Source organism: Erwinia persicina (genome assembly GCF_019844095.1).
GTDB classification, from domain to species: domain Bacteria; phylum Pseudomonadota; class Gammaproteobacteria; order Enterobacterales; family Enterobacteriaceae; genus Erwinia; species Erwinia persicina.
This window is the reverse complement of sequence record NZ_CP082141.1, coordinates 3,293,558-3,320,441: the sequence shown is the minus strand read 5'-3', so window position 1 is coordinate 3,320,441 and position 26,884 is coordinate 3,293,558. Positions and strand designations below refer to the sequence as shown.

24 protein-coding genes are annotated in these 26,884 nt (G+C 54.5%); 22 read left to right on the top strand and 2 right to left on the bottom strand.

All coding sequences use genetic code 11. The annotated features are described in order from the left end of the window. Positions 1 to 21 precede the first annotated feature (21 nt). Positions 22 to 1,662: a phosphoglucomutase (alpha-D-glucose-1,6-bisphosphate-dependent) gene (gene pgm, locus K6L24_RS15235; protein WP_062748425.1), complete on the top strand. Its 1,641-nt coding sequence runs from the start codon at positions 22 to 24 to the stop codon at positions 1,660 to 1,662. Positions 1,663 to 1,708: 46 nt separating this feature from the next. On the opposite strand, the gene kdpE is transcribed toward pgm, so the two are convergent. Further along, entirely contained in the window at positions 1,709 to 2,392 is a 684-nt protein-coding gene (gene kdpE / locus K6L24_RS15230; protein ID WP_062748427.1) for a two-component system response regulator KdpE, read from the bottom strand. A gap of 288 nt (positions 2,393 to 2,680) precedes the next feature. Between kdpE and K6L24_RS15225 the strand changes: the two genes are divergently transcribed. The 11 genes from K6L24_RS15225 (at position 2,681) to nei (ending at position 11,893) form a co-directional block, all read left to right on the top strand. Then, entirely contained in the window at positions 2,681 to 2,887 is a 207-nt protein-coding gene (locus K6L24_RS15225; protein ID WP_062748429.1) for a YbfA family protein, read from the top strand. 121 nt (positions 2,888 to 3,008) lie between these two features. Then, positions 3,009 to 3,968 carry a DUF523 and DUF1722 domain-containing protein gene (locus K6L24_RS15220; protein ID WP_222681616.1) on the top strand — a complete coding sequence of 320 codons (960 nt, stop codon included), beginning with the start codon at positions 3,009 to 3,011 and terminating at the stop codon, positions 3,966 to 3,968. A 14-nt stretch (positions 3,969 to 3,982) separates the two neighbouring features. Then, positions 3,983 to 5,416 carry a deoxyribodipyrimidine photo-lyase gene (gene phrB, locus K6L24_RS15215; protein WP_062748434.1) on the top strand — a complete coding sequence of 478 codons (1,434 nt, stop codon included), beginning with the start codon at positions 3,983 to 3,985 and terminating at the stop codon, positions 5,414 to 5,416. A 2-nt stretch (positions 5,417 to 5,418) separates the two neighbouring features. Beyond that, positions 5,419 to 6,162 (top strand): type 2 GTP cyclohydrolase I, encoded by a 744-nt coding sequence (locus K6L24_RS15210; protein WP_062748436.1) that lies wholly within the window; start codon positions 5,419 to 5,421, stop codon positions 6,160 to 6,162. Between the two features lie 178 nt (positions 6,163 to 6,340). Next, on the top strand, positions 6,341 to 6,997 hold the full coding sequence (gene pxpB, locus K6L24_RS15205) for a 5-oxoprolinase subunit PxpB (protein WP_062748438.1): 657 nt from the start codon (positions 6,341 to 6,343) through the stop codon (positions 6,995 to 6,997). Continuing rightward, a complete protein-coding gene (gene pxpC, locus K6L24_RS15200; RefSeq protein WP_062748440.1) occupies positions 6,991 to 7,929 on the top strand; it encodes a 5-oxoprolinase subunit PxpC in 939 nt (312 codons plus the stop codon). The genes pxpB and pxpC overlap by 7 nt, the downstream gene beginning before the upstream one ends. Further along, a complete protein-coding gene (gene pxpA / locus K6L24_RS15195; protein WP_062748442.1) occupies positions 7,913 to 8,650 on the top strand; it encodes a 5-oxoprolinase subunit PxpA in 738 nt (245 codons plus the stop codon). Before pxpC ends, pxpA begins: the two co-directional genes overlap by 17 nt. A 66-nt stretch (positions 8,651 to 8,716) precedes the next feature. Continuing rightward, complete coding sequence (locus K6L24_RS15190; RefSeq protein WP_062748444.1) at positions 8,717 to 9,445, top strand: DUF969 domain-containing protein; 729 nt, start codon at positions 8,717 to 8,719, stop codon at positions 9,443 to 9,445. Continuing rightward, the gene (locus K6L24_RS15185) at positions 9,445 to 10,434 is read left to right on the top strand and encodes a DUF979 domain-containing protein (protein ID WP_162900983.1); all 990 of its coding nucleotides are present in this window, start codon (positions 9,445 to 9,447) and stop codon (positions 10,432 to 10,434) included. The genes K6L24_RS15190 and K6L24_RS15185 overlap by 1 nt, the downstream gene beginning before the upstream one ends. A gap of 7 nt (positions 10,435 to 10,441) precedes the next feature. Then, a complete protein-coding gene (pcp, locus tag K6L24_RS15180) occupies positions 10,442 to 11,083 on the top strand; it encodes a pyroglutamyl-peptidase I (RefSeq protein WP_062748447.1) in 642 nt (213 codons plus the stop codon). Positions 11,084 to 11,101: 18 nt separating this feature from the next. Continuing rightward, the gene (gene nei, locus K6L24_RS15175; protein WP_062748448.1) at positions 11,102 to 11,893 is read left to right on the top strand and encodes an endonuclease VIII; all 792 of its coding nucleotides are present in this window, start codon (positions 11,102 to 11,104) and stop codon (positions 11,891 to 11,893) included. 95 nt (positions 11,894 to 11,988) lie between these two features. Here nei and K6L24_RS15170 read toward each other — a convergent pair whose 3' ends face one another. Beyond that, positions 11,989 to 13,269 (bottom strand): citrate synthase, encoded by a 1,281-nt coding sequence (locus tag K6L24_RS15170; protein ID WP_062748449.1) that lies wholly within the window; start codon positions 13,267 to 13,269, stop codon positions 11,989 to 11,991. A gap of 629 nt (positions 13,270 to 13,898) precedes the next feature. Here K6L24_RS15170 and sdhC point away from each other — a divergent pair. From sdhC to cydB, 10 genes are all read left to right on the top strand, one after another. Continuing rightward, positions 13,899 to 14,288, top strand: coding sequence for a succinate dehydrogenase cytochrome b556 subunit (sdhC, locus tag K6L24_RS15165; RefSeq protein ID WP_062748450.1), 390 nt, complete (start codon positions 13,899 to 13,901; stop codon positions 14,286 to 14,288). Then, positions 14,282 to 14,629 carry a succinate dehydrogenase membrane anchor subunit gene (sdhD, locus tag K6L24_RS15160; protein WP_062748452.1) on the top strand — a complete coding sequence of 116 codons (348 nt, stop codon included), beginning with the start codon at positions 14,282 to 14,284 and terminating at the stop codon, positions 14,627 to 14,629. Before sdhC ends, sdhD begins: the two co-directional genes overlap by 7 nt. Next, on the top strand, positions 14,629 to 16,395 hold the full coding sequence (sdhA, locus tag K6L24_RS15155; protein ID WP_062748454.1) for a succinate dehydrogenase flavoprotein subunit: 1,767 nt from the start codon (positions 14,629 to 14,631) through the stop codon (positions 16,393 to 16,395). The genes sdhD and sdhA overlap by 1 nt, the downstream gene beginning before the upstream one ends. A 15-nt stretch (positions 16,396 to 16,410) precedes the next feature. After that, positions 16,411 to 17,127 carry a succinate dehydrogenase iron-sulfur subunit gene (locus tag K6L24_RS15150; RefSeq protein ID WP_062748456.1) on the top strand — a complete coding sequence of 239 codons (717 nt, stop codon included), beginning with the start codon at positions 16,411 to 16,413 and terminating at the stop codon, positions 17,125 to 17,127. A 229-nt stretch (positions 17,128 to 17,356) separates the two neighbouring features. After that, a complete protein-coding gene (sucA, locus tag K6L24_RS15145; RefSeq protein ID WP_137268643.1) occupies positions 17,357 to 20,164 on the top strand; it encodes a 2-oxoglutarate dehydrogenase E1 component in 2,808 nt (935 codons plus the stop codon). A gap of 13 nt (positions 20,165 to 20,177) precedes the next feature. Next, positions 20,178 to 21,398 (top strand): 2-oxoglutarate dehydrogenase complex dihydrolipoyllysine-residue succinyltransferase, encoded by a 1,221-nt coding sequence (gene odhB, locus K6L24_RS15140; RefSeq protein WP_062748460.1) that lies wholly within the window; start codon positions 20,178 to 20,180, stop codon positions 21,396 to 21,398. Positions 21,399 to 21,488: 90 nt separating this feature from the next. Continuing rightward, positions 21,489 to 22,655, top strand: coding sequence for an ADP-forming succinate--CoA ligase subunit beta (gene sucC, locus K6L24_RS15135; RefSeq protein WP_062748462.1), 1,167 nt, complete (start codon positions 21,489 to 21,491; stop codon positions 22,653 to 22,655). After that, positions 22,655 to 23,527, top strand: coding sequence for a succinate--CoA ligase subunit alpha (gene sucD / locus K6L24_RS15130; RefSeq protein ID WP_062748464.1), 873 nt, complete (start codon positions 22,655 to 22,657; stop codon positions 23,525 to 23,527). The genes sucC and sucD overlap by 1 nt, the downstream gene beginning before the upstream one ends. Before the next feature lie 626 nt (positions 23,528 to 24,153). Next, complete coding sequence (cydA, locus tag K6L24_RS15125; RefSeq protein WP_062748466.1) at positions 24,154 to 25,722, top strand: cytochrome ubiquinol oxidase subunit I; 1,569 nt, start codon at positions 24,154 to 24,156, stop codon at positions 25,720 to 25,722. A gap of 15 nt (positions 25,723 to 25,737) precedes the next feature. Further along, positions 25,738 to 26,877 (top strand): cytochrome d ubiquinol oxidase subunit II, encoded by a 1,140-nt coding sequence (cydB, locus tag K6L24_RS15120; RefSeq protein WP_062748468.1) that lies wholly within the window; start codon positions 25,738 to 25,740, stop codon positions 26,875 to 26,877. Positions 26,878 to 26,884: the final 7 nt, after the last annotated feature.

Genomic DNA, 26,884 nt, shown 5'->3' with positions numbered 1-26,884 from the left:
AAGCGTCAGGGAGAAGCGCCAATGGCCAATCACCCCCGTGCCGGCCAACCAGCCCGGCAGAGCGATTTGATTAACGTTGCACAATTAACATCTCAGTATTATGTCCTGCAGCCTGAACTGGGTAACGCAGAACATGCGGTGAAATTTGGCACTTCCGGCCATCGCGGTAGCGCGGGCCGTCACAGCTTCAATGAGACTCACATTCTGGCTATCGCACAGGCGATCGCCGAAGAACGTAAAAAGAATGGTGTGACCGGTCCCTGCTACGTCGGCAAAGATACCCATGCGTTGTCTGAGCCGGCCATCATCTCGGTACTGGAAGTGCTGGCCGCTAACGGTGTGGATGTGATCGTACAGCAGGATAATGGCTACACGCCAACGCCGGCCATTTCCCATGCGATCCTCGAACACAACAAAGCCGGTGGTATTCAGGCAGACGGTATTGTGATCACGCCGTCGCACAACCCCCCGGAAGATGGCGGCATTAAATACAATCCGCCAAACGGCGGGCCTGCCGACACCAACGTGACAAAAGTTGTGGAAGATCGTGCTAACGCGTTGATCAAAGATGGCCTGAAAGACGTGAAACGCATTCCACTGGATCAGGCGTGGGCCAGCGGTCATCTGACTGAACAGGATCTGATCCAACCTTATATTGAAGGTCTGGCGTTGATCGTGGATATTCCGGCGATTCAGAAAGCAGGGCTGAAAATTGGCGTTGATCCGCTGGGCGGCTCAGGTATTGCCTACTGGCAGCGAATTGCGGAATTCTACAAGCTGGATCTGACCATCGTTAACGATGCGGTCGATCAGACTTTCCGCTTTATGCATCTCGACCACGACGGCGTGATCCGCATGGACTGCTCGTCTGAGTCGGCGATGGCGGGCCTGCTGGCGCTGCGCGACAAGTTCGATCTGGCCTTTGCCAATGATCCTGATTACGACCGTCACGGTATTGTGACGCCTGCAGGACTGATGAATCCCAACCACTATCTGGCGGTTGCGATCCAGTACCTGTTCCAGCACCGCCCACAGTGGGGTCAGGACGTTGCCGTGGGTAAAACCCTGGTGTCCAGCGCGATGATTGACCGCGTGGTTGACGATTTAGGGCGTAAACTGGTGGAAGTGCCGGTAGGCTTCAAATGGTTTGTCGACGGCCTGTTTGATGGCAGTTTTGGTTTTGGTGGTGAAGAAAGCGCAGGGGCTTCCTTCCTGCGTTTCGACGGCACACCATGGTCAACCGATAAAGACGGCATCATTATGTGCCTGTTGGCAGCCGAAATTACCGCGGTCACCGGCAAGAACCCACAGCAACACTACGATGAACTGGCTCAGCGTTTTGGTGCGCCAAGCTACAACCGTATCCAGGCACCGGCGACCTCGGCTCAGAAAGCCGCGCTGTCTAAGCTTTCCCCTGAAATGGTCAGCGCTGACACCCTGGCGGGCGATCCTATTACCGCGCGTCTGACGGCGGCGCCCGGGAACGGGGCATCCATTGGCGGTCTGAAAGTCATGACCAAAAATGGCTGGTTTGCTGCACGTCCTTCCGGTACGGAAGACGCTTATAAAATCTACTGCGAAAGCTTCCTTGGTGCTGAACACCGCGAGAAGATTGAGAAAGAGGCCGTAGAAATTGTCAGCGCCGTGCTGAAAAACGTCTGATTGCTCAGGCTGTGCATGAAAAGGGCTCACTGGTGAGCCCTTTTTTTTATGGCATAAAACGGTAGCCCACGCCGGTCTCGGTTAGCAAATGCTGCGGGCGGGCGGGGTCACACTCCAGTTTCTGCCGCAGATGTCCCATATAGATACGCAGATAGTGGCTGTGCTCTACCGCATTCGGCCCCCAGACCTGAGTCAGCAACTGGCGCTGAGTCATCACTTTCCCCGGGTGATTAATGAGGCTGACCAGCAGGCGAAATTCAATCGGGGTCAAATGCAGATCTGCACCTTCACGCATCACACGGCGGGCGGCAATGTCCACCCTGATGCTGCCAAAATTGACCTCTGCGGCGGGCCCCTCATTTCCCGGTTGTGGACGGTGACGCATCGCCACCCGAACCCTGGCCAGCAGTTCGCCAACGCCGAAAGGTTTACTGAGGAAGTCATCCGCGCCGGCATCCAGAGCACTTATTTTATCCTGCTCATCGCTGCGCGCTGACAGCACAATCACCGGCATACTGCTCCACTGGCGTACTTCACGAATAAACTGCGTCCCATCGCCATCCGGCAGACCGAGATCAAGTATTACCAGCTCCGGTTTGCGTGTGGCGGCTTCAATGAGACCGCGACTCAGGGTGTCGGCATCGACCACGCGGAAACCTTCGCCCTCCAGTGCCACACGCAGAAAGCGGCGGATCTCTTTTTCATCTTCGACAATCAGGATGGTGGACACAAAACCTCAGCAGCTAACCAGAGTGGAGAGAGACGTCATGATAACAGCTGCTAATTTAGCAAAAAGTCAGCAGGGCGTCCGTGTTTGGTGACAATTCTCTGATGATGTTAATAAAGGGATCGGTATTGCAGTGAATATTTAACCAAACTGTAACCTTATTTCATTTTTCATACCAAGAATGATTTTTTTTTCGTCAAAAGTGGTCGGATCAGTAGTAAAGTTACACCTCAGGGAGTATTATTTTGTTCAGATTACACACAGCCACTTTTATTCATCCCAGGAGGACGTATGAGTCTTTATCATAACTATTCATCTACTCGGATTTTCATGCGTCGCACTGCGGTGCTGTTGATCGGCATCGCTGCGCTGCCGATCATGCTGTTCCGCCACGATCGCGCCCGTTTCTACAGCTACCTGCACCGTGTCTGGGCGAAAACCAGCGATCAGCCAGTCTGGCTGGCACAGGCTGAAGCGGCCGGATGTGATTTCTACTGATTGTATTGAGAGCTATACCTCAAAAGCTGTTTAATCCCGCCGTCAGGCGGGTTTTTTTTGCCTGTTGCCCTGAGTTTACGCTACACTGAAATCTGTACAAGATATTTGAGGTTGTATAATTATGGGCGATAAAATTCCGGTTGGTATCAGTGCCTGTCTGTTAGGCGAAAAAGTCCGTTTTGACGGCGGCCATAAGCGCAATGAATTTGCGGCTGAACAACTGGCGCCCTTCCTGCGTTATGAACCGGCCTGTCCTGAAATGGGCATTGGCCTGCCCACGCCACGCCCTGCGTTGCGTCTGACAGAAGGGCCGGGAGAGAATGACATTTCCCTGTGCTTCAGTAACGGGCAGCAGGCACCGGTGACTGAAAAGATGGCCGTCTGGTCTCAGGAGAAAGTCAGCCGCCTGCGCCACCTCTGTGGTTATATCGTCTGTGCTAAATCGCCGAGCTGTGGAATGGAGCGGGTGCGGATTTATCAACCCGATAACAATAACAATCGCAAAGTGGGTATTGGTGTGTTCACCCGCGAGCTGATGGAACAGATGCCGTGGCTACCGGTGGAAGAAGATGGACGCCTGCACGATCCGCTGCTGCGTGAAAACTTCGTCGCCCGCGTTTATGCCCTGCATGAATTTAACCAGCTCTGGGCCAGTGGGCTGACACGCGCCAGGCTCGTCGCTTTCCATACGCGTTATAAGCTACTGCTGCTGGCGCACTCTCAGCCTGCCTACCGTGAAATTGGCCCCTTTGTCGCGAAGATGGATCAATGGGAGTCCCTGGAAGCCTTTGCGCTGGAATATCGCCAGCGCCTGATGGACCTGATGAAGAATATCGCTTCACGCAGCAATCATACTAACGTGCTGATGCATGTTCAGGGCTACTTCCGTCGTGAGCTGACTTCGCCTCAGCGTCAGGAACTGGCCGGTCTGATCGACCATTATCGCCAGGGTATTCAGCCTTTACTGGCGCCCATCACTTTACTGAAACATTACATGGCGGAATTCCCGCATCCGTGGCTGGCCGGGCAGCGCTATTTCTCGCCTTATCCGGAAGCGCTGCGCCTGCGGTACGGACATTAATCTCAGGGAGCTTTATGACAACTCATCTGGTCTGGCTGCGCAATGACCTGCGTATTAATGACAACCACGCGCTTCATGCTGCCTGCCGCTCAGAGAATGCACGCGTTATTGCCCTGTTTATCGCCACGCCCGCTCAGTGGGCGTCGCATCATATGGCCCCGAAACAGGCGGAATATATCTGGCAAAGCCTGCTAGATGTACAGGCTTCGCTGGCGCAAAAAGGCATCCCTCTGTACAAAGCGGAATGTGATGATTTCAGTGCCTCCGTCTCTCTGCTGCAGGCCTTTTGCCGGGAACATAAAGTCGATCGCCTGTTTTATAACTATCAGTACGAAGTGCACGAACGTCAGCGCGACGCTGAGGTGGAACGCACGCTGTATAACGACGATATTATGGTTCAGGGATTTGACGACAGCCTGCTGCTGCCACCGGGCAGCGTGCTGACCGGCAGCCGCGAGATGTACAAAGTCTTTACGCCGTTCAGTAAGGCGTTTGTAAAACGTCTTAAGGAAGGACTGCCGGAGTGTCTGCCTGCGCCAGATGTCAGAAGCAGCGGGGCGATTGAGGTGGAAGACAGTAGCAAGTCGCGCTTTGATTATCCCTGTGAGGCAATTGATGCCGACCTGTTCCCGGTGGGAGAGAAAGCCGCCATTGCCCGCCTGCGCGCGTTTTGCCAGCAACCGGTCACCCTTTACCCGGAGCAGCGCGATCTGCCCGCCCTGGACGGTACCAGTCGTCTGTCGGTCTGTCTGGCGACAGGAGTACTGTCTCCGCGTCAGTGTCTGCACCGGCTGCTGAAGCAGCATCCCCAGGGGCTGGAGGATACGAAGGTCTTCGTCTGGTTGAATGAGTTGATCTGGCGCGAATTCTATCGTCATCTGCTGGTGGCTTACCCTGCGCTGTGCCGGCATCAGCCTTTTACTCAGTGGACGAAAGGCGTGAGATGGCGAGACGATCCGCAGGGACTGCAGGCATGGCAGGAAGGAAAAACCGGCTATCCGATTGTTGATGCCGCCATGCGCCAGCTGAACACGCTGGGCTGGATGCACAACCGCCTGCGCATGATCACCGCCAGTTTTCTGGTGAAAGATCTGCTGATCGACTGGCGGGAGGGCGAACGCTATTTTATGTCACAGCTGCTGGATGGCGATCTGGCCGCGAATAACGGTGGCTGGCAGTGGGCCGCGTCTACCGGTACCGATGCCGCCCCGTATTTCCGCATCTTTAACCCCACGACCCAGGGCGAGCGCTTTGACAAAAGTGGGCAATTCATCCGCTACTGGCTGCCTGAGCTGCGTAATGTACCGGAAAAATACATTCACCAGCCGCACGAGTGGGCAAAGAAAAATCATCAAAGTCTCGATTATCCTGCGCCGATCGTGGAACATAAACAGGCACGCCTGCAAACCCTGGCTGCCTTTGAGGCAGCACGAAAAAAGACGGACTGATTATGCTGAATACTGAACTCGAACAGCGTGTTAACCAACTGCTGAATACGGCGGACTTCAAAGACTATGCGCCTAATGGCCTGCAGGTTGAAGGCCGCAGCGAGATTAAAAAAGTGATTACGGGTGTAACCGCCTGCCAGGCGCTTCTTGATGAGGCCGTGCGTTTACAGGCGGATGCCGTACTGGTTCACCACGGCTATTTCTGGAAAAGCGAAGCGCCAGCGATTAAAGGGATGAAACGTCAGAGACTGAAAACCCTGCTGGCAAACGACATCAACCTCTTTGGCTGGCATCTTCCCCTGGACGGACACCCGGAGATCGGTAATAACGCCCAACTGGCGAAGCTGTTCGGCATTGAGGTGAAAGGGGAAATTGCGCTGCTGTTGCCGTGGGGTGAACTGAAAGAGCCTGTTAGCGGCGACGTCTTTGCTCAACGGATCAGCGCGGCGCTGGGTCGTGAGCCGCTGCACTGTGGCGACAATGCGCCTGCCCTGATCCGACGGGTGGCCTGGTGCAGCGGTGGTGGCCAGGGGTATATCGATCAGGCCGCCGCATTTGGCGTGGATGCTTTTATCAGCGGTGAGGCGTCCGAGCAGACCATTCACAGCGCACGTGAGCAGGGCCTGCACTTCTTCGCCGCCGGCCATCACGCCACTGAGCGTGACGGAATCAAAGCGCTGGGCGAATGGCTCGCGCGTGAGCATGGCCTGGATGTCACCTTCATCGATATCAATAATCCTGTCTGACCCTTCCTGCCTGTCAGCGCCCGGAGAAATCCGTGCGCTGAAGGTTGACTCCGTTATAACAATTCCGCATAACTGTCTGTCATATTTGCAATAAGTCCGATTTGTGACCTGCTGGCGGTCGTCATACCGCCGCGGATCGAGAGGATATTGCCCATTTTCGGCTTTGAGGAGACGCCTTTTGCAACGAGCACGTTGTTACCTGTTAGGCGATCGGGCTGTGGTGCTGGAGCTTGAACCGCCGGTATCACTCGCCAGCCAGCAACGTATCTGGGGACTGACACAACGATTACAGGATCGCCCTGAAGTGATCGAGGTTGTGCCGGGGATGAATAATATCACCGTGATGCTGCGCGATCCGCAGCAGACCGCGCTGGATGCGATTGAATGGCTGCAGCAGTGGTGGGAAACCAGTGAATCTCTGCAGCTGGAATCGCGACTGATAGACATCCCGGTGGTTTATGGTGGACAGGGCGGCCCCGACCTTGATGAGGTGGCGCATCACAGCGGCCTGAGTCCGTCGCAGGTGGTGGCCTGCCATACGTCGGTAGATTACGTTGTCTACTTTATCGGTTTTCAGCCGGGTTTCCCCTATCTCGGCGGGCTGGATGAGCGGCTACATACTCCGCGCCGTGCTGAACCCCGCGTGCAGGTGCCGGCAGGATCGGTGGGTATTGGCGGCAGCCAGACCGGCGTGTATCCACTGGCGGCCCCGGGCGGCTGGCAGCTGATCGGTCATACGCGCACCGCACTGTTTACCCCCGACACCCATCCCCCGGTGCTCCTGCGCCCTGGCGATCGCGTGCGTTTTGTGCCGCAGAAGGAGGGCATATGTTAACGATTATTCGTGCCGGGATGAGCACCAGCATTCAGGACGGCGGCAGGGTAGGCTGGCGAAAATATGGCATCAGCCTCAGCGGTGTACTGGATCATCCCGCGATGCAGACCGCCAATATGCTGGTGGGCAATGCGCCTGACAGTGCGGTGCTGGAGATCACCCTGGGCCAGTTTTGTGCAGAATTCAGGCGCGATGGCTGGCTGGCTCTGACGGGGGCCGGCTGTCATGCCGAACTTGACGGAAAACCCGTCTGGACGGGGTGGCGGACCGCGGTGAAAGCGGGGCAGCGTCTGACGTTAAGCCTGCCGCAGCGTGGCATGCGCAGCTACCTGGCGGTCGATGGCGGATATATTATTGACGACAGACTGGGTTCTGACAGTACCGATCTTAAAGCCGGGTTTGGGGGTTTTGCCGGACGGAGTCTGGCTGATGGCGATCAGCTGCCGCTGGGTCAACCGTCGCGGCAGTTTCATCAGACGGCAGGCGTCCGTCAGCTGCTGTGGGGCAATCGCGTGCGTGCGCTGCCCGGGCCGGAATACCACGAGTTCAGCGAAGAGAGCCAGGAAGCCTTCTGGCGCACGGCCTGGCGATTGAATCCGCAAAGTAACCGCATGGGATATCGTCTGCAGGGGCGAAAGCTGCTGCGTGATACCTCCCGCGATCTGCTGTCACACGGTTTGCTACCCGGCGTGGTGCAGGTTCCGCCAAACGGTCAGCCGATTGTGCTGATGGCCGATGCACAAACGACCGGAGGTTATCCCCGTATCGCCTGCGTGATCGAAGCCGATCTCTATCATCTGGCTCAACTGCGCCTCGGTGAGCCGGTTCATTTTGTTCACTGCACACTGGAAGAGGCGTTGCTGGCTAAGCGTGAGCAGCAGCGTTCACTGGATCACATGGCCTGGGGGTTAGAGAATGAAAGTCGATCTTAATGCCGATCTCGGTGAAGGTGCAGGCAACGATCTGGCGCTGTTACAACTGGTTTCATCGGCGAACATCGCCTGTGGTTTCCACGCAGGGGATGCACAGACCATGTTGCAGTCCGTGCGTTGGGCGCTGGAGTATGGCGTCGCGATTGGTGCGCATCCCAGCTTCCCGGACCGTGAAAATTTTGGCCGTACGGCAATGCAGCTGCCGCCGGAAACGGTGTATGCCCAGGTGGTTTATCAGATTGGTGCACTGAAAGCATTGGCTGAAAGCGAAGGAGGCCGACTGGTTCATGTTAAACCACATGGCATGCTGTATAACCAGGCCGCGGTTGATACGCTGCTGGCCCAGGCCATAGCCAAAGCCGTTAAAGCGGTCGACCCGGCGCTGGTGCTGGTCGGGCTGGCGAACAGCGAACTGATCCGTGCCGGTGAACATTATGGACTGGCCACCCGACAGGAGGTCTTTGCCGATCGGGGGTATCAGCCTGATGGTTCACTGATACCCCGGGGTCAGCCCGGTGCGCTGGTGGACAGCGATCGGCAGGCGATTAGCCAGACGCTGGCCATGATCCAGCAGGGCCAGGTGCAGAGCCTGAGCGGTGAATGGGTGAAGGTTCAGGCTGATACGGTGTGTCTGCACGGGGATGGTGCCCATGCCCTTGATTTTGCCCGTCAGCTGCGCCAGGCATTCAGCCAGCAGCACATCGCTGTTACCTGCCGCTAACGCGGCTCTCTGTGATGACGCCCCGACACGATGTTGGGGCGTTTTTTTCTGTTTTAAGGAGTCTTTATGGACGCTGTCGTTAATCTCTGGCCCCTTGCGGGGATCGCCGCCATCGTGGTCGGGTTTTTACTGCGGTTTAACCCGGTGATTGTGGTCGTCGTTGCCGGGTTAATCACCGGACTGACGGCCCAGATGCCTGTAGCGGATATTCTGGAAAAACTCGGTTCCGGGTTTCTTAATACCCGTAATCTGCCATTTATTCTTTTACTTCCTCTGGCCATCATTGGCCTGCTGGAGCGCAACGGATTGAAAGAGCGTGCTCAGGCCTGGATCGCCCGTATTCGCAGTGCGACTGCCGGACGGCTGATGATTGTCTATCTGCTGGCGCGTGAGATCACCGCGGCGCTGGGGTTGACGAGTCTGGGGGGACACCCGCAGATGGTGCGCCCGCTGCTGGCACCCATGGCCGAAGGGGCGGCGGAAAGTCGCTATGGCGAACTGCCTCCGGCGGTGCGCTATCGTCTGCGTGCTATGGCAGCCGCGACCGATAACGTCGGGCTGTTTTTTGGCGAGGATATTTTTGTTGCCTTTGGTGCCATTATCTTTATGCATAACTTTATGCAGGAGTCGGCAGGAATACAGACCGAACCGTTGCATATTGCTCTCTGGGGCATTCCCACCGCGCTGTGCGCATTTTTAATTCATGCCGTGCGGCTGCACCGTCTGGATAAAACCCTGGCGAATGAACTGAGCAGGCTCAATGCCAGTGCGCTGCAACAGAAGGAGGGCCGCTGATGTTTGAGCAAAATTATCTGTACTGGCTGGCGGGTACCATTCTGCTGGGGGTTGCGCTGATGTCCTGGCGTGACAAAAGTAACCCGCGCCGTCTGACGACCGGATTGTTCTGGGCACTGTATGGCCTGGTGTTCTTTATCGGTGAATGGACGACCGATCTGGTCAGCGCACGTACGCTGCACATTGGTATCGGTGTGGGTGTGGTGGTGATGGCGCTGATTGCCGGTTTTGGCGGCGTGAAGCTGGGAAGCTACTCACAGCGAACCCCGGAGCAACGCACAGAACGGGCGGAACGTCTGGGAAATCGCCTGTTTATGCCCGCGCTGATTATTCCCGTCGTCACGGTGATTGGCGTGCTGATCTTCAACAATATTCCGGCACTTCAGCAGGCGGTGTTTGGAGCGGGCAATCATGCCACGCTGATCACCTTGTTTTCCATGACGGTGGGTTGTCTGCTGGCCTGGCTGCTGGCGCTGAAGATCACGCGCGAATCGCCGGCACAGTCTCTGCAGGAAGCGCGCCGCCTGCTTGACTCGATTGGCTGGGCATTTATTTTGCCGCAGATCCTGGCGACGCTGGGCCTGCTGTTTACCAGCGCGGGTGTGGGGACGGCGATTTCCCACCTGACCGAAACGTATCTGGCCGTAGACAATCGCTTTATTGCGGTGGTGCTTTACGCTGGCGGCATGGCGCTCCTGACCATGGTAATGGGCAATGCGTTTGCGGCCTTCCCGATTGTGACCGCCGGTATCGGCATCCCCATTCTGGTCTTACAGCACCACGGTAACCCGGCGGTGATGGCGGCGATCGGCATGTTCTGCGGTTACTGCGGCACGCTGATGACGCCGATGGCGGCAAATTTCAATATCGTGCCTGCCAGGCTGCTGGAACTGCCGGATCGCAACGCGGTGATCAAAGCGCAGATCCCGACCGGTGTGCTACTGTTGATTGCCAATATATTCCTTTTGTATTTCCTGATGTTTTTGTGAGGGAACGATGAAAACAGTACTGATCACGGGCTTCGAGCCCTTTGATGGTGAACGTATCAATCCTTCCTGGGAGGCGGTCAGCCAGCTGCACGACCGCCTTATCGGCAATGCTAAAGTGATTGCCCTGCAATTACCCTGTGTTTTCGGTGCCTCGCTTGAGGTCCTGTATAGCGCGATAGAGAAGGTGAAGCCTGATATTGTTATCGCCGTAGGGCAGGCCGGTGGCCGCAGTGAAATCAGCGTTGAACGTGTGGCAATCAACATCGATGATGCCCGTATTCCGGATAATGTGGGAAAGCAGCCGATCGATGAACCGGTCGTCGAGCAGGGGGCCGCCGCATATTTTTCAACGCTGCCCATTAAATCCATGGTGGCCGGGATCCGTGAGGCTGGCATCCCGGCGTCAGTGTCGCAGACCGCCGGGACGTTCGTCTGTAATCATGTGATGTATGGTCTGTTGCATCATCTGCGCCGTCGCAAAACGCGCAGCGGATTTATTCATATTCCCTGGCTACCTGAACAGGCCATTCACCATCCCGGGGCACCCAGTATGTCGCTGGCGATGGTCACGCTGGCTCTGGAGATGGCCATTAGCATCGCTCTGGCAGTCGAAGAGGATATCCGGCTGGAAGGTGGAGCCACGCACTGACAGAAAGGGAAAATCGTTATGCCAGAAGGTCCTGAGATCCGCCGTGCCGCAGACCGGCTGGAAGAGGCTATAAAGGGTAAAGTGCTGACCGACGTGTGGTTTGCCTTTCCGGCGCTGCAAACCTACCAGCAGGCGCTGGTAGGGGAGCGCGTGATCGCTATTGAGACCCGGGGGAAAGCGCTGTTAACCCACTTTTCTAATGGTCTGACACTGTACAGCCATAACCAGCTGTACGGCGTCTGGCGCGTAGTGAAAACGGGCACTGAACCGGTCAGTAAGCGACAGCTGCGCGTGCGGCTGGCGGCGAAAGATAAAACGCTGCTGCTGTTCAGCGCCTCCGAGATCGAACTGCTCAATGCTGAAGGCGTGGCAAGCCATCCTTTTCTGCAAAAGATCGGACCGGATGTGCTGGATATGTCACTGACCGAAGCCGAAGTGCGCGAGCGTCTGCTGTCACCGCGTTTCCGCCGTCGCCAGTTTAGTGCGCTGTTGCTGGATCAGACGTTTCTTGCCGGGCTGGGCAACTATCTGCGCGTGGAAATCCTCTGGCAGGCAAAGCTCGCCCCCCAACATAAAGCGGAAGGGTTAACCAGTGAGCAGATCGATGTGCTGGTCACTGCATTGCTGGCGCTACCGCGACTCTCCTACCAGACGCGGGGGCAGGGGGGGGAGAACCATCACCATGGCGCTCTGTTCAGCTTTAAAGTGTTTCACCGTGCCGGGCAGGCATGTGAACGCTGCGGCACTACGATTGAACGAACCCTGCTGTCATCGCGGCCCTTTTACTGGTGCCCCGGTTGCCAGACGTAAAAAATTAAGGGCCGATCAACAAGCGATCGGCCCTTACGTTTACGCGCTCTGTCATGGCACGAGCGGGCCTGATGTTCCGGCCCGTCCGTTAACAGTTACTTGATTTTAGAGCTGAAATCACGCTGGTCATAGCCAGTGTAAAGCTGGCGTGGACGGGCAATTTTCACACCGTCGTCATGCATTTCTTTCCAGTGGGCAATCCAGCCTACAGTACGCGCCATCGCAAAGATCACGGTAAACATAGACGATGGAATACCCATCGCTTTCAGAATGATGCCGGAATAGAAGTCAACGTTTGGATAGAGTTTACGCTCAATGAAGTACGGGTCGTTCAGCGCAATATGCTCCAGCTCCATGGCCACTTCCAGCAGGTCATCTTTCATGCCCAGCTCTTTCAGCACTTCGTGGCAGGTTTCACGCATCACTGTGGCACGGGGATCGTAGTTTTTGTAAACGCGGTGGCCAAAGCCCATCAGACGGAATGAATCGTTTTTGTCTTTCGCGCGGCGCAGGAACTCAGGAATATGTTCCACGGTACTAATCTCTTCCAGCATCCGCAGACAGGCTTCGTTTGCACCCCCATGCGCTGGCCCCCACAGGGAGGCGATACCGGCCGCGATACAGGCAAAGGGATTCGCACCCGAAGAACCTGCGGTACGGACGGTTGACGTCGATGCGTTCTGCTCATGGTCGGCGTGCAGGATCAGAATACGGTCCATCGCACGTTCCAGCACCGGGTTCACCACATACTCTTCGCAAGGCGTAGAGAACATCATATGCAGGAAGTTACCGGCATAGGAGAGATCGTTGCGCGGATAAGCGAACGGCTGACCGATGGAGTATTTGTAGCACATCGCGGCCATCGTCGGCATTTTAGACAGCAGACGGAAAGCTGCAATCTCACGATGACGCTCAATATTGACGTCCATTGCGTCATGATAGAAGGCGGCCAGCGCACCGGTCACACCGCACATAACGGCCATTGGATGCGAATCACGGCGGAAGCCGCGGAACAGATGATGGATCTGTTCGTGCAGCATGGTATGACGTGTCACCGTGGTTTTAAATTCTTCGAACTCTTTTGCTGTTGGTGCTTCACCGTTCAACAAAATGTAACAAACTTCCAGATAGTTTGAGTGCAACGCCAACTGGTCAATCGGGAAACCCCGGTGCAGCAGAATGCCTTCATCACCATCGATATAGGTAATTTTCGATTCGCAGGACGCAGTAGAAGTAAAGCCAGGGTCAAAGGTAAAATACCCCTTAGAACCCAGATTACGGACGTCAATCTCTTCCGGACCCAATGTACCTTTCAGCACATCAAGCTCAATTGGATCTTCGCCATCCAGGGTTAGCGTTGCTTTTTTATCAGCCATTTACAGTCTCCTTAGCGCCTTATTTAGGGATCTTTATCACCGGGAAATATCTTTCCCAGCCTTGTGCCTGGCGCAGAAGGTCATCAACTCTGTGGCATCTTTTTACGTGCAGGGTACAGAGTGACGGGCGCGTGCGGGCCGGGATGACATCATCCTGATGCGTAATATGGTTGTGTAAAGATCCGGTCTGGTGATGACTTATGCTAGCGTCAATACCCGATGCTTTATGGGTAATCCCAACCAATGTTACATAACTTGTGCTTAGGGGAAAGTGTATCCCCATAACTTTTGAGTATCATAGAACTTTTATCCGTCCGTTTGTAACAAGAATGTTGAACTTTTGTCAAATCAGATAATTAAAAATGTATGAAATATGAAAACCGTGAGGCTGATCACTGTTCCGCTGAAATGTGACCAAAGAGTTTGTAGGGGAATTGTAATGAGTTTGTGAACCCCCTATACTGCGCCCAGGTCTCCGGAAATACCCTGCAGTAGGAGCCACCCAGCGTTTCATACGCGTCGTTTTTGACACTGGACGTTGTAGTTTTGGTGCCTGGCGCGAATGCTTGCCTTATTAACGCTGTCTGACCCGCCTTCAGGACCGGAGGAAGCAAAATAAGAAAGGCTGTGTGGGCAAAATCGTGAAAAAACAAAGACCTGTCAATTTGGATCTCAGTACGATCCGGTTTCCCTTAACCGCAATTGCGTCCATTCTCCACCGCGTTTCCGGCGTGATCACTTTCGTGTCGATCGGGATTCTGCTCTGGTTACTGGGTCTGTCGCTTTCCTCTCCCGAAGGTTTCCTTCAGGCTGCTGCCGTAATGGATAGCTTTATCGCCAAATTTATCATGTGGGGCATCTTAACCGCACTGGCATACCATATCGCTGGCGGTATTCGCCATATGATGATGGACTTTGGCTTCCTCGGCGAAACCTTAGAAACTGGCAAGCTTTCAGCGCAAATTGCGTTCGGTATCACTGTCGTGCTCTCAATTCTGGCTGGAGTCCTCGTATGGTAAGCAACGCTTCTGCACTGGGTCGCAATGGCATCCATGACTGGCTGTTGCTGCGTGCTGCCGCTATGGTGATGACCCTCTATGTAATTTATCTCCTCGGCTTTATCGTGATGTCAGGGACCCTGACCTATGACATCTGGCGCGGATTCTTCTCATCTTCCTTTACGAAAGTGTTCACCCTTCTGACGCTGTTCTCCATTCTGGTGCACGGCTGGATTGGGATGTGGCAGGTACTGACAGACTACATTAAACCACTGGCGCTGCGCATGATGCTGCAGCTGGTGATTGTGGTCGCGTTGTTAGTGTATGCAATTTATGGAACTGTCGTAGTGTGGGGTGTGTAATGAGTTTGCCAGTCAGAGAATTTGACGCCGTGGTGATCGGCGCCGGCGGCGCAGGTATGCGCGCTGCCTTACAGATTTCCCAATCGGGCCAGACCTGTGCCCTGTTGTCTAAAGTTTTCCCGACCCGTTCCCATACCGTGTCTGCGCAGGGCGGTATCACTGTCGCACTGGGCAATACCCACGACGACAACTGGGAATGGCACATGTATGACACGGTGAAAGGTTCCGACTATATCGGTGACCAGGACGCCATTGAATATATGTGTAAAACCGGACCGGAAGCGGTGACCGAATTAGAGCATATGGGACTGCCCTTCTCCCGTCTGGATGATGGCCGCATCTATCAGCGTCCGTTCGGTGGCCAGTCCAAAAACTTCGGTGGTGAGCAGGCGGCAAGAACCGCGGCCGCGGCTGACCGTACGGGGCATGCGTTGCTGCATACGCTCTATCAGCAGAACCTGAAGAACAAAACCACGATCTTCTCTGAATGGTATGCGCTGGATTTGGTCAAAAATGCGGACGGTGCCATTGTCGGTTGTACCGCGCTGAACATTGAAGATGGTGAAGTGGTCTACTTTAAAGCCCGAGCCACGGTGCTGGCGACAGGCGGAGCCGGACGTATTTATCAGTCGACCACTAACGCCCATATTTGTACCGGTGACGGTGTGGGCATGGCGCTGCGTGCGGGTGTCCCGGTGCAGGATATGGAAATGTGGCAGTTCCACCCAACTGGCATTGCCGGTGCGGGTGTGCTGGTCACGGAAGGGTGCCGTGGCGAAGGGGGTTACCTGCTGAACAAGCACGGTGAACGCTTTATGGAGCGTTACGCGCCAAATGCGAAAGATCTTGCAGGCCGCGATGTCGTCGCCCGTTCAATGATGATTGAAATCCGTGAAGGCCGTGGATGTGAAGGCCCGTGGGGTCCGCACATCAAACTGAAACTGGACCACCTTGGTAAAGACGTGCTGGAGTCCCGTCTGCCGGGCATTCTGGAACTGTCGCGTACCTTTGCCCACGTTGATCCGGTGAAAGAGCCAATTCCGGTAATCCCAACCTGCCACTATATGATGGGGGGGATCCCAACGCGGGTGACCGGTCAGGCGCTGACCGTTAACGAGCAGGGGCAGGATACTGTGGTGCCTGGCCTGTTTGCCGTCGGTGAAATTGCCTGCGTATCGGTCCACGGTTCTAACCGACTGGGCGGTAACTCGCTGCTTGACCTGGTGGTGTTCGGCCGTGCGGCGGGCCTGCATTTGCAGGAGTCGATTAACGAGCAGGGCACACTGCGTGACGCCACCGAAGAAGAAATTGACGCTTCGCTGGCACGTCTGAACCGCTGGAACAATAACGTGACGGGTGAAGATCCGGCTGAACTGCGTAAAGCCCTGCAGACCTGCATGCAGCATAACTTCTCGGTCTTCCGTGAAGGTGATGCAATGGCGAAAGGCCTGGCCGAGCTGAAAGTGCTGCGTGAACGTCTGAAAAACGCCCGTCTCGACGATCGTTCCCCGGACTTCAATACGCAGCGTATTGAGTGCCTGGAACTGGACAACCTGATGGAAACGGCGTACGCCACTGCCGTTGCCGCTAACTTCCGTACCGAGAGCCGTGGAGCTCACAGCCGTTTCGACTATCCTGAACGTGACGATGCAAACTGGTTATGTCACAGCGTGTATCTGCCGCAAAGTGAAAGCATGACGCGCCGTGAGGTGAACATGCAGCCGAAACTGCGTGCGGCCTTCCCGCCGAAAGCACGTACTTACTAGTTTGCGGAGATAAACATGAGACTCGAATTTTCCATCTATCGTTACAACCCGGAAGTCGATGATGCTCCGCGTATGCAGGAATACACGCTGGAGTCAGAAGACGGCCGTGACATGATGTTGCTGGACGCGCTGATGCGTCTGAAAGAGAAAGACCCGACGTTAGCATTTCGCCGTTCCTGCCGTGAGGGCGTATGTGGTTCTGACGGCCTGAACATGAACGGAAAGAACGGTCTTGCCTGTATTACCCCGGTCTCTGCTTTGGGGAACGGTAAACAGAAAATTGTCATCCGCCCGCTGCCCGGTTTACCGGTGATCCGCGATTTGGTGGTGGACATGGGCCAGTTCTATGCTCAGTATGAGAAGATTAAGCCTTACCTGTTGAATAATGGGCAAAAACCGCCAGCAAGGGAGCACCTTCAGGAACCCGAACAGCGTGAAAAACTGGATGGCCTGTATGAGTGTATCCTGTGTGCCTGCTGCTCCACCTCATGCCCGTCATTCTGGTGGAACCCGGACAAGTTTATTGGTCCGGCAGGCCTGCTTGCCGCTTACCGCTTCCTGATTGACAGCCGCGATACGGAAACCGATGCGCGCCTCGACAATCTGAATGATGCTTTCAGCGTATTCCGCTGTCACAGCATCATGAACTGTGTGAGCGTATGTCCGAAAGGGCTGAACCCAACGCGTGCCATCGGCCATATTAAGTCGATGCTGCTGCAGCGGGGCGCGTAATAGTGATATCCGGGAGCCTGAGGGTTCCCGGCGTTTTACCAGGTCATCTTTGTAAGGTGTTTTCGGCAGAGCGATGTTGCCGGAAACCCTTTGCAAAGGTTCCCTTACGGGCCGGTCGCTCGTAACGAAGAACCGTACCACGGTAAGCCGTTAACGCGGCGCGGGACTTGCAAAGGTTCCATTACAACCACGGCGAAAAAAAAAGCACAAATATGCTTAAGGGATCACAATGCAGAACAGCGCGATGAAACCCTGGCTGGACTCCTCCTGGCTGGCCGGCGCGAACCAGTCCTACATAGAACAGCTCTATGAGGACTTCTTAACCGATCCTGACTCTGTTGATGTGGCCTGGAAATCTCTTTTCCAAGAGCTTCCTGGCACTGGGGTTAGACCTGAGCAATTCCACTCCACCACTCGCGAGTACTTCCGCCGCCTGGCGAAAGATGCATCGCGCTATACCGCCTCCGTTAGCGATCCTGAAACGAATGCCAAACAGGTCAAGGTACTGCAGCTGATCAACGCCTTCCGTTTTCGCGGGCATCAGCAGGCAAACCTCGATCCGTTAGGCCTGTGGAAGCAGGAGGCGGTGCCCGATCTCGACCCGGCCTACCATGGTCTGAGCGAAGCCGATTTCCAGGAAAGTTTCAATGTAGGTTCCTTTGCCATTGGCAAAGACACGCTGAAGCTGGCGGATCTGTTTGCCGCTCTGCAGCAAACCTATTGCGGTTCGATCGGTGCGGAATATATGCACATGACCAACACCGAAGAGAAACGCTGGATCCAACAGCGTCTGGAATCGGCGGTAGGGCAGGCTTCTTATTCTGTTGAAGAGAAGAAGGGCTTCCTCAAACAGCTGACCGCCGCAGAAGGTCTGGAGCGCTACCTTGGGGCAAAATTCCCTGGGGCAAAACGTTTCTCACTGGAAGGTGGTGATGCGCTGGTGCCGATGCTGAACGAGATGATCCGTCATGCCGGTAAGAGCGGTACGCGCGAAGTGGTGCTGGGAATGGCGCACCGTGGCCGTCTTAACGTGCTGATCAACGTGTTGGGGAAAAAACCTCAAGACCTGTTTGACGAATTCGCTGGTAAGCATAAAGAGCATCTCGGCACCGGCGATGTGAAGTACCACATGGGCTTCTCATCAGATGTGGAAACCGAAGGCGGCATGGTTCACCTTGCGCTGGCGTTTAACCCTTCTCATCTTGAAATTGTCAGCCCGGTGGTAATGGGGTCAGTACGTGCCCGTCTTGACCGCCTGGATGAACCTGCCAGCAATAAAGTCTTGCCGATCACCATCCATGGTGATGCTGCGGTTATCGGCCAGGGCGTGGTGCAGGAAACCCTGAACATGTCTCAGGCGCGCGGTTATGAAGTGGGCGGTACCGTGCGTATCGTGATCAATAATCAGATCGGCTTTACCACATCTAACCCTAAAGATGCGCGTTCAACGCAGTACTGTACTGACATCGGAAAAATGGTGCTGGCCCCGATCTTCCACGTTAATGCGGACGATCCGGAAGCCGTTGCCTTTGTGACCCGCCTGGCGTTGGATTTCCGTAACACCTTTAAACGCGACGTGTTTATTGACCTGGTCTGTTATCGCCGTCATGGCCATAACGAAGCGGATGAGCCAAGCGCCACGCAGCCTGTCATGTACCAGAAAATCAAGAAACACCCGACGCCGCGTAAATTGTATGCTGACAAGCTGGAAGCCGAACAGGTCGCCAGCCTGGAAGATGCCACGGAAATGGTCAACCTTTACCGTGATGCGCTGGATGCCGGTGAATGTGTCGTGCCGGAATGGCGTCCAATGAGCCTGCATTCGTTCACCTGGTCACCGTATCTGAACCACGACTGGGATGAAGGCTATCCGGAATCTATCGAACTGAAGCGCTTGCAGGAACTGGCAAAACGCATCAGTACGGTACCAGAGTCAGTCGAAATGCAGTCGCGTGTCGCGAAGATTTACAACGACCGCGCAGAAATGGCTGCAGGTAATAAACCGTTTGACTGGGGCGCTGCAGAGAACCTGGCTTACGCCACGCTGGTGGATGAAGGCATTCCATGCCGTCTTTCCGGCGAGGATATGGGGCGCGGCACCTTCTTCCACCGCCACGCGGTTATCCATAATCAGGCGAATGGTTCAACCTATACCCCATTGCAGCACGTGCACAACGGTCAGGGTACCTTCAAGGTCTGGGACTCCGTCCTGTCGGAAGAAGCGGTACTGGCATTTGAATACGGCTATGCCACGGCAGAACCGCGTACCCTGACTATCTGGGAAGCGCAATTTGGTGACTTTGCTAACGGCGCGCAGGTGGTGATTGACCAGTTCATCAGCTCCGGCGAGCAGAAATGGGGCCGTATGTGTGGCCTGGTAATGCTCCTGCCGCACGGCTACGAAGGTCAGGGCCCTGAGCACTCCTCAGCACGTCTGGAACGTTATCTGCAGCTTTGTGCTGAACAAAACATGCAGGTTTGCGTGCCTTCGACGCCGGCGCAGGTTTACCACATGCTGCGTCGTCAGGCGCTGCGCGGTATGCGTCGTCCGCTGGTGGTCATGTCGCCGAAATCGTTATTACGTCATCCACAGGCCGTATCTTCACTCGAAGAGCTGGCAAGTGGTGCGTTCCAGCCTGCGATTGGTGAGATCGACGATCTTGATCCGAAAGGGGTCAAACGCGTTGTGCTCTGTTCCGGTAAGGTCTACTACGATCTGCTGGATAAACGTCGTAAAAACGAACAAACCGATGTCGCAATCGTGCGTATTGAGCAGTTATATCCCTTCCCGCATAAAGCGGTGCAGGATGTTCTGCAACAGTATTCTCACGTGCATGATTTTGTCTGGTGTCAGGAAGAACCCCTGAACCAGGGCGCATGGTATTGCAGCCAGCATCACTTCCGCGAAGTCGTGCCGTTTGGGGCTTCATTACGTTATGCCGGTCGCCCTGCATCCGCATCCCCGGCAGTTGGCTATATGTCCGTTCACCAGCAGCAGCAGCAAGATCTGGTTAATGACGCGCTGAACGTTGAATAATTAAGGAAAAAGAATGAGTAGCGTAGATATCGTTGTTCCTGACCTGCCTGAGTCCGTGGCTGATGCCACTGTAGCAACCTGGCACAAAAAACCTGGCGACAGCGTCAAGCGTGACGAAGTGCTGGTAGAAATTGAAACCGATAAAGTGATCCTGGAAGTCCCTGCCTCCACGGATGGCGTACTGGAAGCGATCCTGGAAGAAGAGGGCGCAACCGTCGTTTCCCGTCAGGCACTCGGTCGACTGAAAGAAGGCAACAGCGGCGGCAAAGAAACCTCTGCTAAAGCTGAAGCCAATGAGTCTACTCCGGCACAGCGTCAGAGCGCCTCCCTGGAAGAAGAAAGTAATGATGCTCTCAGCCCGGCAATTCGTCGCCTGATCGCTGAACATAACCTCGACGCGGCAGCCATCAAAGGCACCGGTGTTGGCGGTCGTCTGACCCGTGAAGATGTTGAAAAACACCTGGCGAAAGCGCCAGCTAAAGCGGCAGAGACTAAGCCGGCCCCTGCGGCGACAGCGGCCCCATCGCTGGGTAATCGCAGCGAGAAGCGTGTGCCGATGACCCGCCTGCGTAAGCGCGTGGCTGAACGCTTGCTGGAAGCCAAAAACAGCACGGCGATGCTGACGACCTTTAACGAAGTTAACATGCAGCCGATCATGGCACTGCGTAAGCAGTACGGTGATGCCTTCGAGAAACGTCATGGTGTGCGTCTGGGCTTTATGTCCTTCTACATCAAAGCGGTAGTAGAAGCGCTGAAACGCTATCCGGAAGTCAACGCCTCTATTGATGGCGAAGAAGTGGTTTACCACAACTACTTTGACGTCAGTATCGCGGTTTCCACGCCACGTGGCCTGGTGACCCCGGTATTAAAAGATGTGGATGCCTTAAGCATGGCTGACATCGAGAAGAAGATTAAAGAGCTGGCGGTGAAAGGGCGTGACGGCAAGCTGACCGTTGACGAACTGACCGGTGGTAACTTCACCATCACCAACGGTGGTGTGTTCGGTTCTCTGATGTCCACTCCGATCATCAACCCACCGCAGAGTGCGATCCTGGGGATGCATGCCATCAAAGATCGCCCGATGGCGGTCAATGGTCAGGTCGTTATTCAGCCAATGATGTATCTGGCCCTCTCTTACGATCACCGTCTGATCGATGGACGCGAATCAGTAGGTTATCTGGTGGCGATTAAAGAGCTGCTGGAAGATCCAGCACGTCTGCTGCTGGATGTCTAACTCCCTGAGCACGGCGTCACGCCGTGCTCAACCCTATGAGTAGCCGCCTCTGGCAGCTAAATCTTTTCAGACCTGAATGGATAGAACATCATGAACTTACACGAATATCAGGCAAAACAGTTGTTTGCACGGTATGGTTTACCGGCACCAACCGGTTATGCCTGCACCACGCCACGCGAAGCAGAAGAAGCCGCCTCTAAGATTGGTGCCGGCCCGTGGGTAGTGAAATGTCAGGTTCATGCCGGTGGCCGCGGTAAAGCGGGCGGTGTGAAAGTGGTTAACAGCAAAGAAGAGATCCGTGCTTTTGCTGAGAACTGGCTGGGCAAGCGTCTGGTGACCTACCAGACTGACGCACATGGTCAGCCGGTTAACCAGATTCTGGTTGAGTCTGCGACTGATATTGACCAGGAGCTCTACCTGGGCGCGGTGGTTGACCGTGGCACCCGTCGTGTCGTCTTTATGGCGTCAACCGAAGGCGGCGTGGAAATTGAAAAAGTGGCGGAAGAAACCCCGCACCTGATCCACAAAATGGCGCTGGATCCCCTGACCGGGCCACAGCCTTACCAGGGCCGTGAGCTGGCGTTTAAACTGGGTCTGACCGGTAAGCAGGTTGGCCAGTTTACTAAGATCTTTATGGGTCTGGCGACGCTGTTCCTGGAGCGCGACCTGGCACTGGTTGAGATTAACCCGCTGGTGATCACCAAGCAGGGCGACCTGGTCTGCCTGGACGGTAAACTGACGGCAGATGGCAACGCACTGTTCCGCCAGCCTGAGCTTCGCGAAATGCGTGATCCAAGCCAGGAAGACTCCCGTGAAGCTCACGCTGCACAGTGGGAACTGAACTATGTGGCGCTGGAAGGGAACATCGGTTGCATGGTCAACGGTGCCGGTCTGGCGATGGGTACGATGGACATCGTGAAACTCAGCGGTGGCCAGCCAGCTAACTTCCTTGATGTTGGTGGCGGTGCGACTAAAGAACGTGTTACCGAAGCCTTTAAAATCATCCTGTCTGATGATGCGGTGAAAGCCGTATTCGTTAACATCTTCGGCGGTATCGTACGCTGCGACCTGATTGCTGACGGCATCATCGGTGCAGTAGAAGAAGTGGGCGTTAACGTGCCGGTGGTCGTGCGTCTGGAAGGGAACAATGCCGAGCTGGGTGCCAAAAAACTGGCAGACAGCGGCCTGAATATTATTGCAGCAACCAGCCTGAGCGATGCGGCGCACCGTGTTGTTGCCGCAGCGGAGGGTAAATAATGTCTATTCTGATTGATAAAAACACCAAAGTTATCTGCCAGGGCTTCACCGGTGGTCAGGGTACCTTCCACTCCGAGCAGGCTTTAGCCTACGGTACGCAGCTGGTTGGGGGCGTGACCCCAGGGAAAGGCGGAACGGAGCATCTGGGTCTGCCCGTGTTCAACACCGTGCGTGAAGCGGTAGAAGCCACCGGGGCGACAGCCTCAGTCATCTATGTACCAGCCCCGTTCTGTAAAGACGGTATTCTGGAAGCGATTGAAGCGGGTATCAAGCTGATCATCACCATCACCGAAGGTATCCCGACACTGGATATGCTGACAGTGAAAGTTAAGCTGGATGAAGCTGGCGTGCGTATGATTGGTCCAAACTGCCCGGGTGTGATTACCCCTGGCGCCTGTAAGATTGGGATCATGCCTGGCCATATTCACCAGCCAGGCCGTATCGGTATCGTTTCCCGTTCCGGTACGCTGACTTATGAAGCGGTTAAGCAGACCACTGACATCGGTTACGGTCAGTCTACCTGCGTCGGCATCGGCGGTGACCCGATCCCGGGTTCAAACTTCATCGACATCCTTAAGCTGTTCCAGGATGATCCGCAGACCGAAGCCATTGTCATGATCGGTGAAATCGGTGGCAGCGCAGAAGAAGAAGCGGCTGCGTTCATCAAAGAGTATGTAACCAAGCCAGTGGTGGGTTACATTGCGGGCGTAACTGCGCCTAAAGGCAAACGTATGGGCCACGCCGGCGCCATCATTGCGGGTGGTAAAGGCACGGCAGACGAGAAGTTCGCTGCGCTGGAAGCGGCAGGCGTGAAAACGGTGCGCAGTCTGGCTGACATCGGTGAAGCGGTGAAAGCGGTACTTCCACAGTAACGTTGTCTGTCGTTGTACGGAATGAACAATCAAGGCCACCTTCGGGTGGCCTTTTTTTTCACCGCTGTCCCACTCATTTCTGATGACAAAAATTTGCGTTAAATTATTATTAAATATCGCGGGCGTTATTTAACGTTAATTTCTTTTTTATTGTTTATATATTTTAACCTTCATCGTGATAATACACACAAACCTTTAACAAACTGGTGTTGCTACCACAGGAGATGAGATCTAAATATTAATTTAGATCAAGAAAAGCAGAGTTATTTATTGGGTATATTACTGGCGTATTTTTGCTTTTTTAGTTTAAATTGCGCCACATCAAATTCAGGTAAAGTCCCTGTTAGATTGAAAATTGATACTCCCTGCTAAAAATAATACTGACGTCACAAAACCCCTTTAAACCTGTGTGTATAAAGGCGTATTATGAGAGTCAGGAGGTCGTTCTGAATCTTCCATACCTGTCACGGGCCATTTTTGTCACAGGGATGGGGTGCTTTTCTGTATCTCAGGAACCACTTTTCGGGGTTAAGCTTTTATTATTTATTGGGATGTCTCCAGGTAATTCTGAGTATTTAACTCGGGTATTCTTCTGTCGGAACCCACTTGCGGAGCAAGGAGTCAAAATGTTTGATATTGTCGAACTGTCGCGATTACAGTTTGCTTTGACTGCTATGTACCATTTCCTGTTTGTGCCATTAACGCTGGGTATGGCGTTTTTACTGGCTATTATGGAAACGGTTTACGTACTGTCAGGTAAACAAATCTATAAAGATATGACCAAGTTTTGGGGCAAGTTATTTGGTATTAACTTCGCTCTGGGCGTGGCCACCGGGCTGACTATGGAGTTTCAGTTCGGCACAAACTGGTCTTACTATTCGCACTATGTGGGGGATATCTTCGGTGCCCCACTGGCCATTGAAGGGTTAATGGCGTTCTTCCTGGAGTCAACCTTCGTCGGTCTGTTCTTCTTTGGCTGGGATCGCCTTGGCAAAGTGCAGCACATGGCCGTGACCTGGCTGGTGGCGCTGGGTTCCAACCTCTCCGCACTGTGGATTCTGGTCGCCAACGGCTGGATGCAAAATCCGGTTGCCTCCGAGTTTAATTTTGAAACCATGCGCATGGAGATGGTCAGCTTCTCCGAGTTGGTTCTGAACCCGGTCGCTCAGGTGAAGTTCGTGCATACCGTCGCGGCAGGGTATACCTGTGGTGCCATGTTCATTCTGGGGATCAGTGCTTATTATCTGCTGCGCGGACGTGACGTCGCCTTTGCTAAGCGTTCCTTCGCGATTGCAGCCAGCTTTGGTATGGCAGCGATCCTCTCCGTGATTGTACTGGGTGATGAGTCCGGTTACGAAATTGGTGACGTGCAGAAAACGAAACTGGCCGCGATTGAAGCCGAGTGGGAAACCCAACCAGCGCCCGCCGCCTTTACGTTGTTTGGTATCCCGGATCAGGAAGCACAGAAAAACCATTATGCTATCCAGATCCCGTGGGCGCTTGGCCTGATCGCCACCCGTTCAGTCGACAAGCAGGTCACGGGCCTGAAAGAGCTGATGGAGCAGCATGAAGTACGCATTCGTAATGGGATGAAAGCGTATGAGCTGCTGCAGGAGTTGCGTACTGGTAACAAGGATCCTGCAGTCCGTACTGCATTCAATGAAGCTAAACAAGATCTTGGCTACGGTTTACTGTTGAAACGCTACACACCGAATGTGGCCGATGCCAGCGAAGCGCAAATCCAGCAGGCAACGAAAGATTCGATCCCAAGCGTGGCTCCGCTCTATTTCTCCTTCCGCATTATGGTCGCCTGCGGTGTGCTGATGTTGTTGATCATTGGTCTGTCATTCTGGACGGTGATCCGTAACCGCATTGGCAAATGGCCACTTCTGCTGAGATGTGCTCTCTATGGCATTCCGCTGCCATGGATTGCGATTGAATCAGGTTGGTTTGTCGCTGAATACGGCCGTCAGCCCTGGGCCATTGGTGAAGTGTTGCCTACTGCAGTGGCAAACTCCTCCCTGACCGTTGGCGATCTGCTGTTCTCAATGGGGCTGATTTGTGGCCTGTATACGCTGTTCCTGGTGGCTGAAATGTATCTGATGTTCAAATTTGCCCGCCTTGGCCCAAGCAGTCTCAAGACCGGACGCTATCACTATGAACAGTCCAGCATTGCCTCGCAGCCTGCACGTTAAGACAGGAGTCCATAAATGTTAACTTATGAAGAATTGCGTTTTATCTGGTGGCTGCTGATTGGCATTTTGCTGATCGGTTTTGCGGTCGCTGACGGTTTCGATATGGGCGTAGGAATGCTAACCCGCATTCTTGGCCGTTCTGATACCGAACGCCGTATTATGATAAACAGTATTGCTCCGCACTGGGACGGCAACCAGGTTTGGCTGATCACCGCAGGGGGGGCGCTGTTTGCGGCCTGGCCGATGGTCTACGCAGCGGCATTTTCCGGCTTTTATGTGGCGATGATTCTGGTACTTGCCTCCCTGTTCTTCCGTCCGGTCGGTTTTGACTACCGTTCCAAGATCGAAGATATGCGCTGGCGTGGCATGTGGGACTGGGGGATCTTTATTGGGAGTTTTGTACCGCCGTTAGTGATTGGTGTCGCCTTTGGTAACCTGTTACAAGGTGTGCCGTTCCATATCGATAATGATTTGCGGCTGTTCTACACCGGTAATTTCTTCCAGCTACTTAATCCCTTCGGCCTGCTGGCTGGGGTGGTCAGTCTGACAATGATCCTTACCCAGGGGGCCACCTATTTACAGATGCGTACCGTGGGAGAACTGCATTTGCGCACCCGCAAAGCGGCACAGATCTCTGCTGCGGTCATGATGGTGTGTTTCGCGCTAGCCGGCGTCTGGATCGTTTATGGTATTGATGGCTATGTCGTGACATCTGCACTGGATCATAACGGGGCATCTAACCCACTGGTAAAAGAAGTGAGTCGTCAGGCGGGTGCCTGGATGCTTAACTTTAATAACGCCCCGGTTCTTTGGGCTATCCCGGCCCTGGGTGTAGTGCTTCCGCTACTGACTATTCTCTTTTCACGGATTGAGAAAGGGGCCTGGGCGTTTGTGTTCTCATCACTGACCCTGGCCTGTGTCATCCTGACGGCGGGTATTGCCATGTTCCCATTTGTGATGCCATCAAGCACGGTCCCTAATGTTAGTCTGACCATGTGGGATGCCACCTCAACGGTGCTGACACTGAAAGTCATGACCGTAGTGGCCGCCATTTTTGTGCCGATCATTCTGGCTTATACAACCTGGTGTTATTACAAAATGTTCGGTCGGCTGACCAAAGAACAGATTGAAAGTAACAGCCATTCTCTTTACTAAAGAAGGA

Excerpts from the sequence above, each read along its gene's own strand:
- pgm (WP_062748425.1), top strand. The coding sequence starts at position 22 with ATGGCCAATCACCCCCGTGCCGGCCAACCAGCCCGGCAGAGCGATTTG.
- K6L24_RS15225 (WP_062748429.1), top strand. The coding sequence starts at position 2,681 with ATGAGTCTTTATCATAACTATTCATCTACTCGGATTTTCATGCGTCGC.
- K6L24_RS15220 (WP_222681616.1), top strand. The coding sequence starts at position 3,009 with ATGGGCGATAAAATTCCGGTTGGTATCAGTGCCTGTCTGTTAGGCGAA.
- phrB (WP_062748434.1), top strand. The coding sequence starts at position 3,983 with ATGACAACTCATCTGGTCTGGCTGCGCAATGACCTGCGTATTAATGAC.
- K6L24_RS15210 (WP_062748436.1), top strand. The coding sequence starts at position 5,419 with ATGCTGAATACTGAACTCGAACAGCGTGTTAACCAACTGCTGAATACG.
- pxpC (WP_062748440.1), top strand. The coding sequence starts at position 6,991 with ATGTTAACGATTATTCGTGCCGGGATGAGCACCAGCATTCAGGACGGC.
- pxpA (WP_062748442.1), top strand. The coding sequence starts at position 7,913 with ATGAAAGTCGATCTTAATGCCGATCTCGGTGAAGGTGCAGGCAACGAT.
- K6L24_RS15190 (WP_062748444.1), top strand. The coding sequence starts at position 8,717 with ATGGACGCTGTCGTTAATCTCTGGCCCCTTGCGGGGATCGCCGCCATC.
- K6L24_RS15185 (WP_162900983.1), top strand. The coding sequence starts at position 9,445 with ATGTTTGAGCAAAATTATCTGTACTGGCTGGCGGGTACCATTCTGCTG.
- pcp (WP_062748447.1), top strand. The coding sequence starts at position 10,442 with ATGAAAACAGTACTGATCACGGGCTTCGAGCCCTTTGATGGTGAACGT.
- nei (WP_062748448.1), top strand. The coding sequence starts at position 11,102 with ATGCCAGAAGGTCCTGAGATCCGCCGTGCCGCAGACCGGCTGGAAGAG.
- K6L24_RS15170 (WP_062748449.1), bottom strand. The coding sequence starts at position 13,269 with ATGGCTGATAAAAAAGCAACGCTAACCCTGGATGGCGAAGATCCAATT.
- sdhD (WP_062748452.1), top strand. The coding sequence starts at position 14,282 with ATGGTAAGCAACGCTTCTGCACTGGGTCGCAATGGCATCCATGACTGG.
- sdhA (WP_062748454.1), top strand. The coding sequence starts at position 14,629 with ATGAGTTTGCCAGTCAGAGAATTTGACGCCGTGGTGATCGGCGCCGGC.
- K6L24_RS15150 (WP_062748456.1), top strand. The coding sequence starts at position 16,411 with ATGAGACTCGAATTTTCCATCTATCGTTACAACCCGGAAGTCGATGAT.
- sucA (WP_137268643.1), top strand. The coding sequence starts at position 17,357 with ATGCAGAACAGCGCGATGAAACCCTGGCTGGACTCCTCCTGGCTGGCC.
- odhB (WP_062748460.1), top strand. The coding sequence starts at position 20,178 with ATGAGTAGCGTAGATATCGTTGTTCCTGACCTGCCTGAGTCCGTGGCT.
- sucC (WP_062748462.1), top strand. The coding sequence starts at position 21,489 with ATGAACTTACACGAATATCAGGCAAAACAGTTGTTTGCACGGTATGGT.
- sucD (WP_062748464.1), top strand. The coding sequence starts at position 22,655 with ATGTCTATTCTGATTGATAAAAACACCAAAGTTATCTGCCAGGGCTTC.
- cydA (WP_062748466.1), top strand. The coding sequence starts at position 24,154 with ATGTTTGATATTGTCGAACTGTCGCGATTACAGTTTGCTTTGACTGCT.
- cydB (WP_062748468.1), top strand. The coding sequence starts at position 25,738 with ATGTTAACTTATGAAGAATTGCGTTTTATCTGGTGGCTGCTGATTGGC.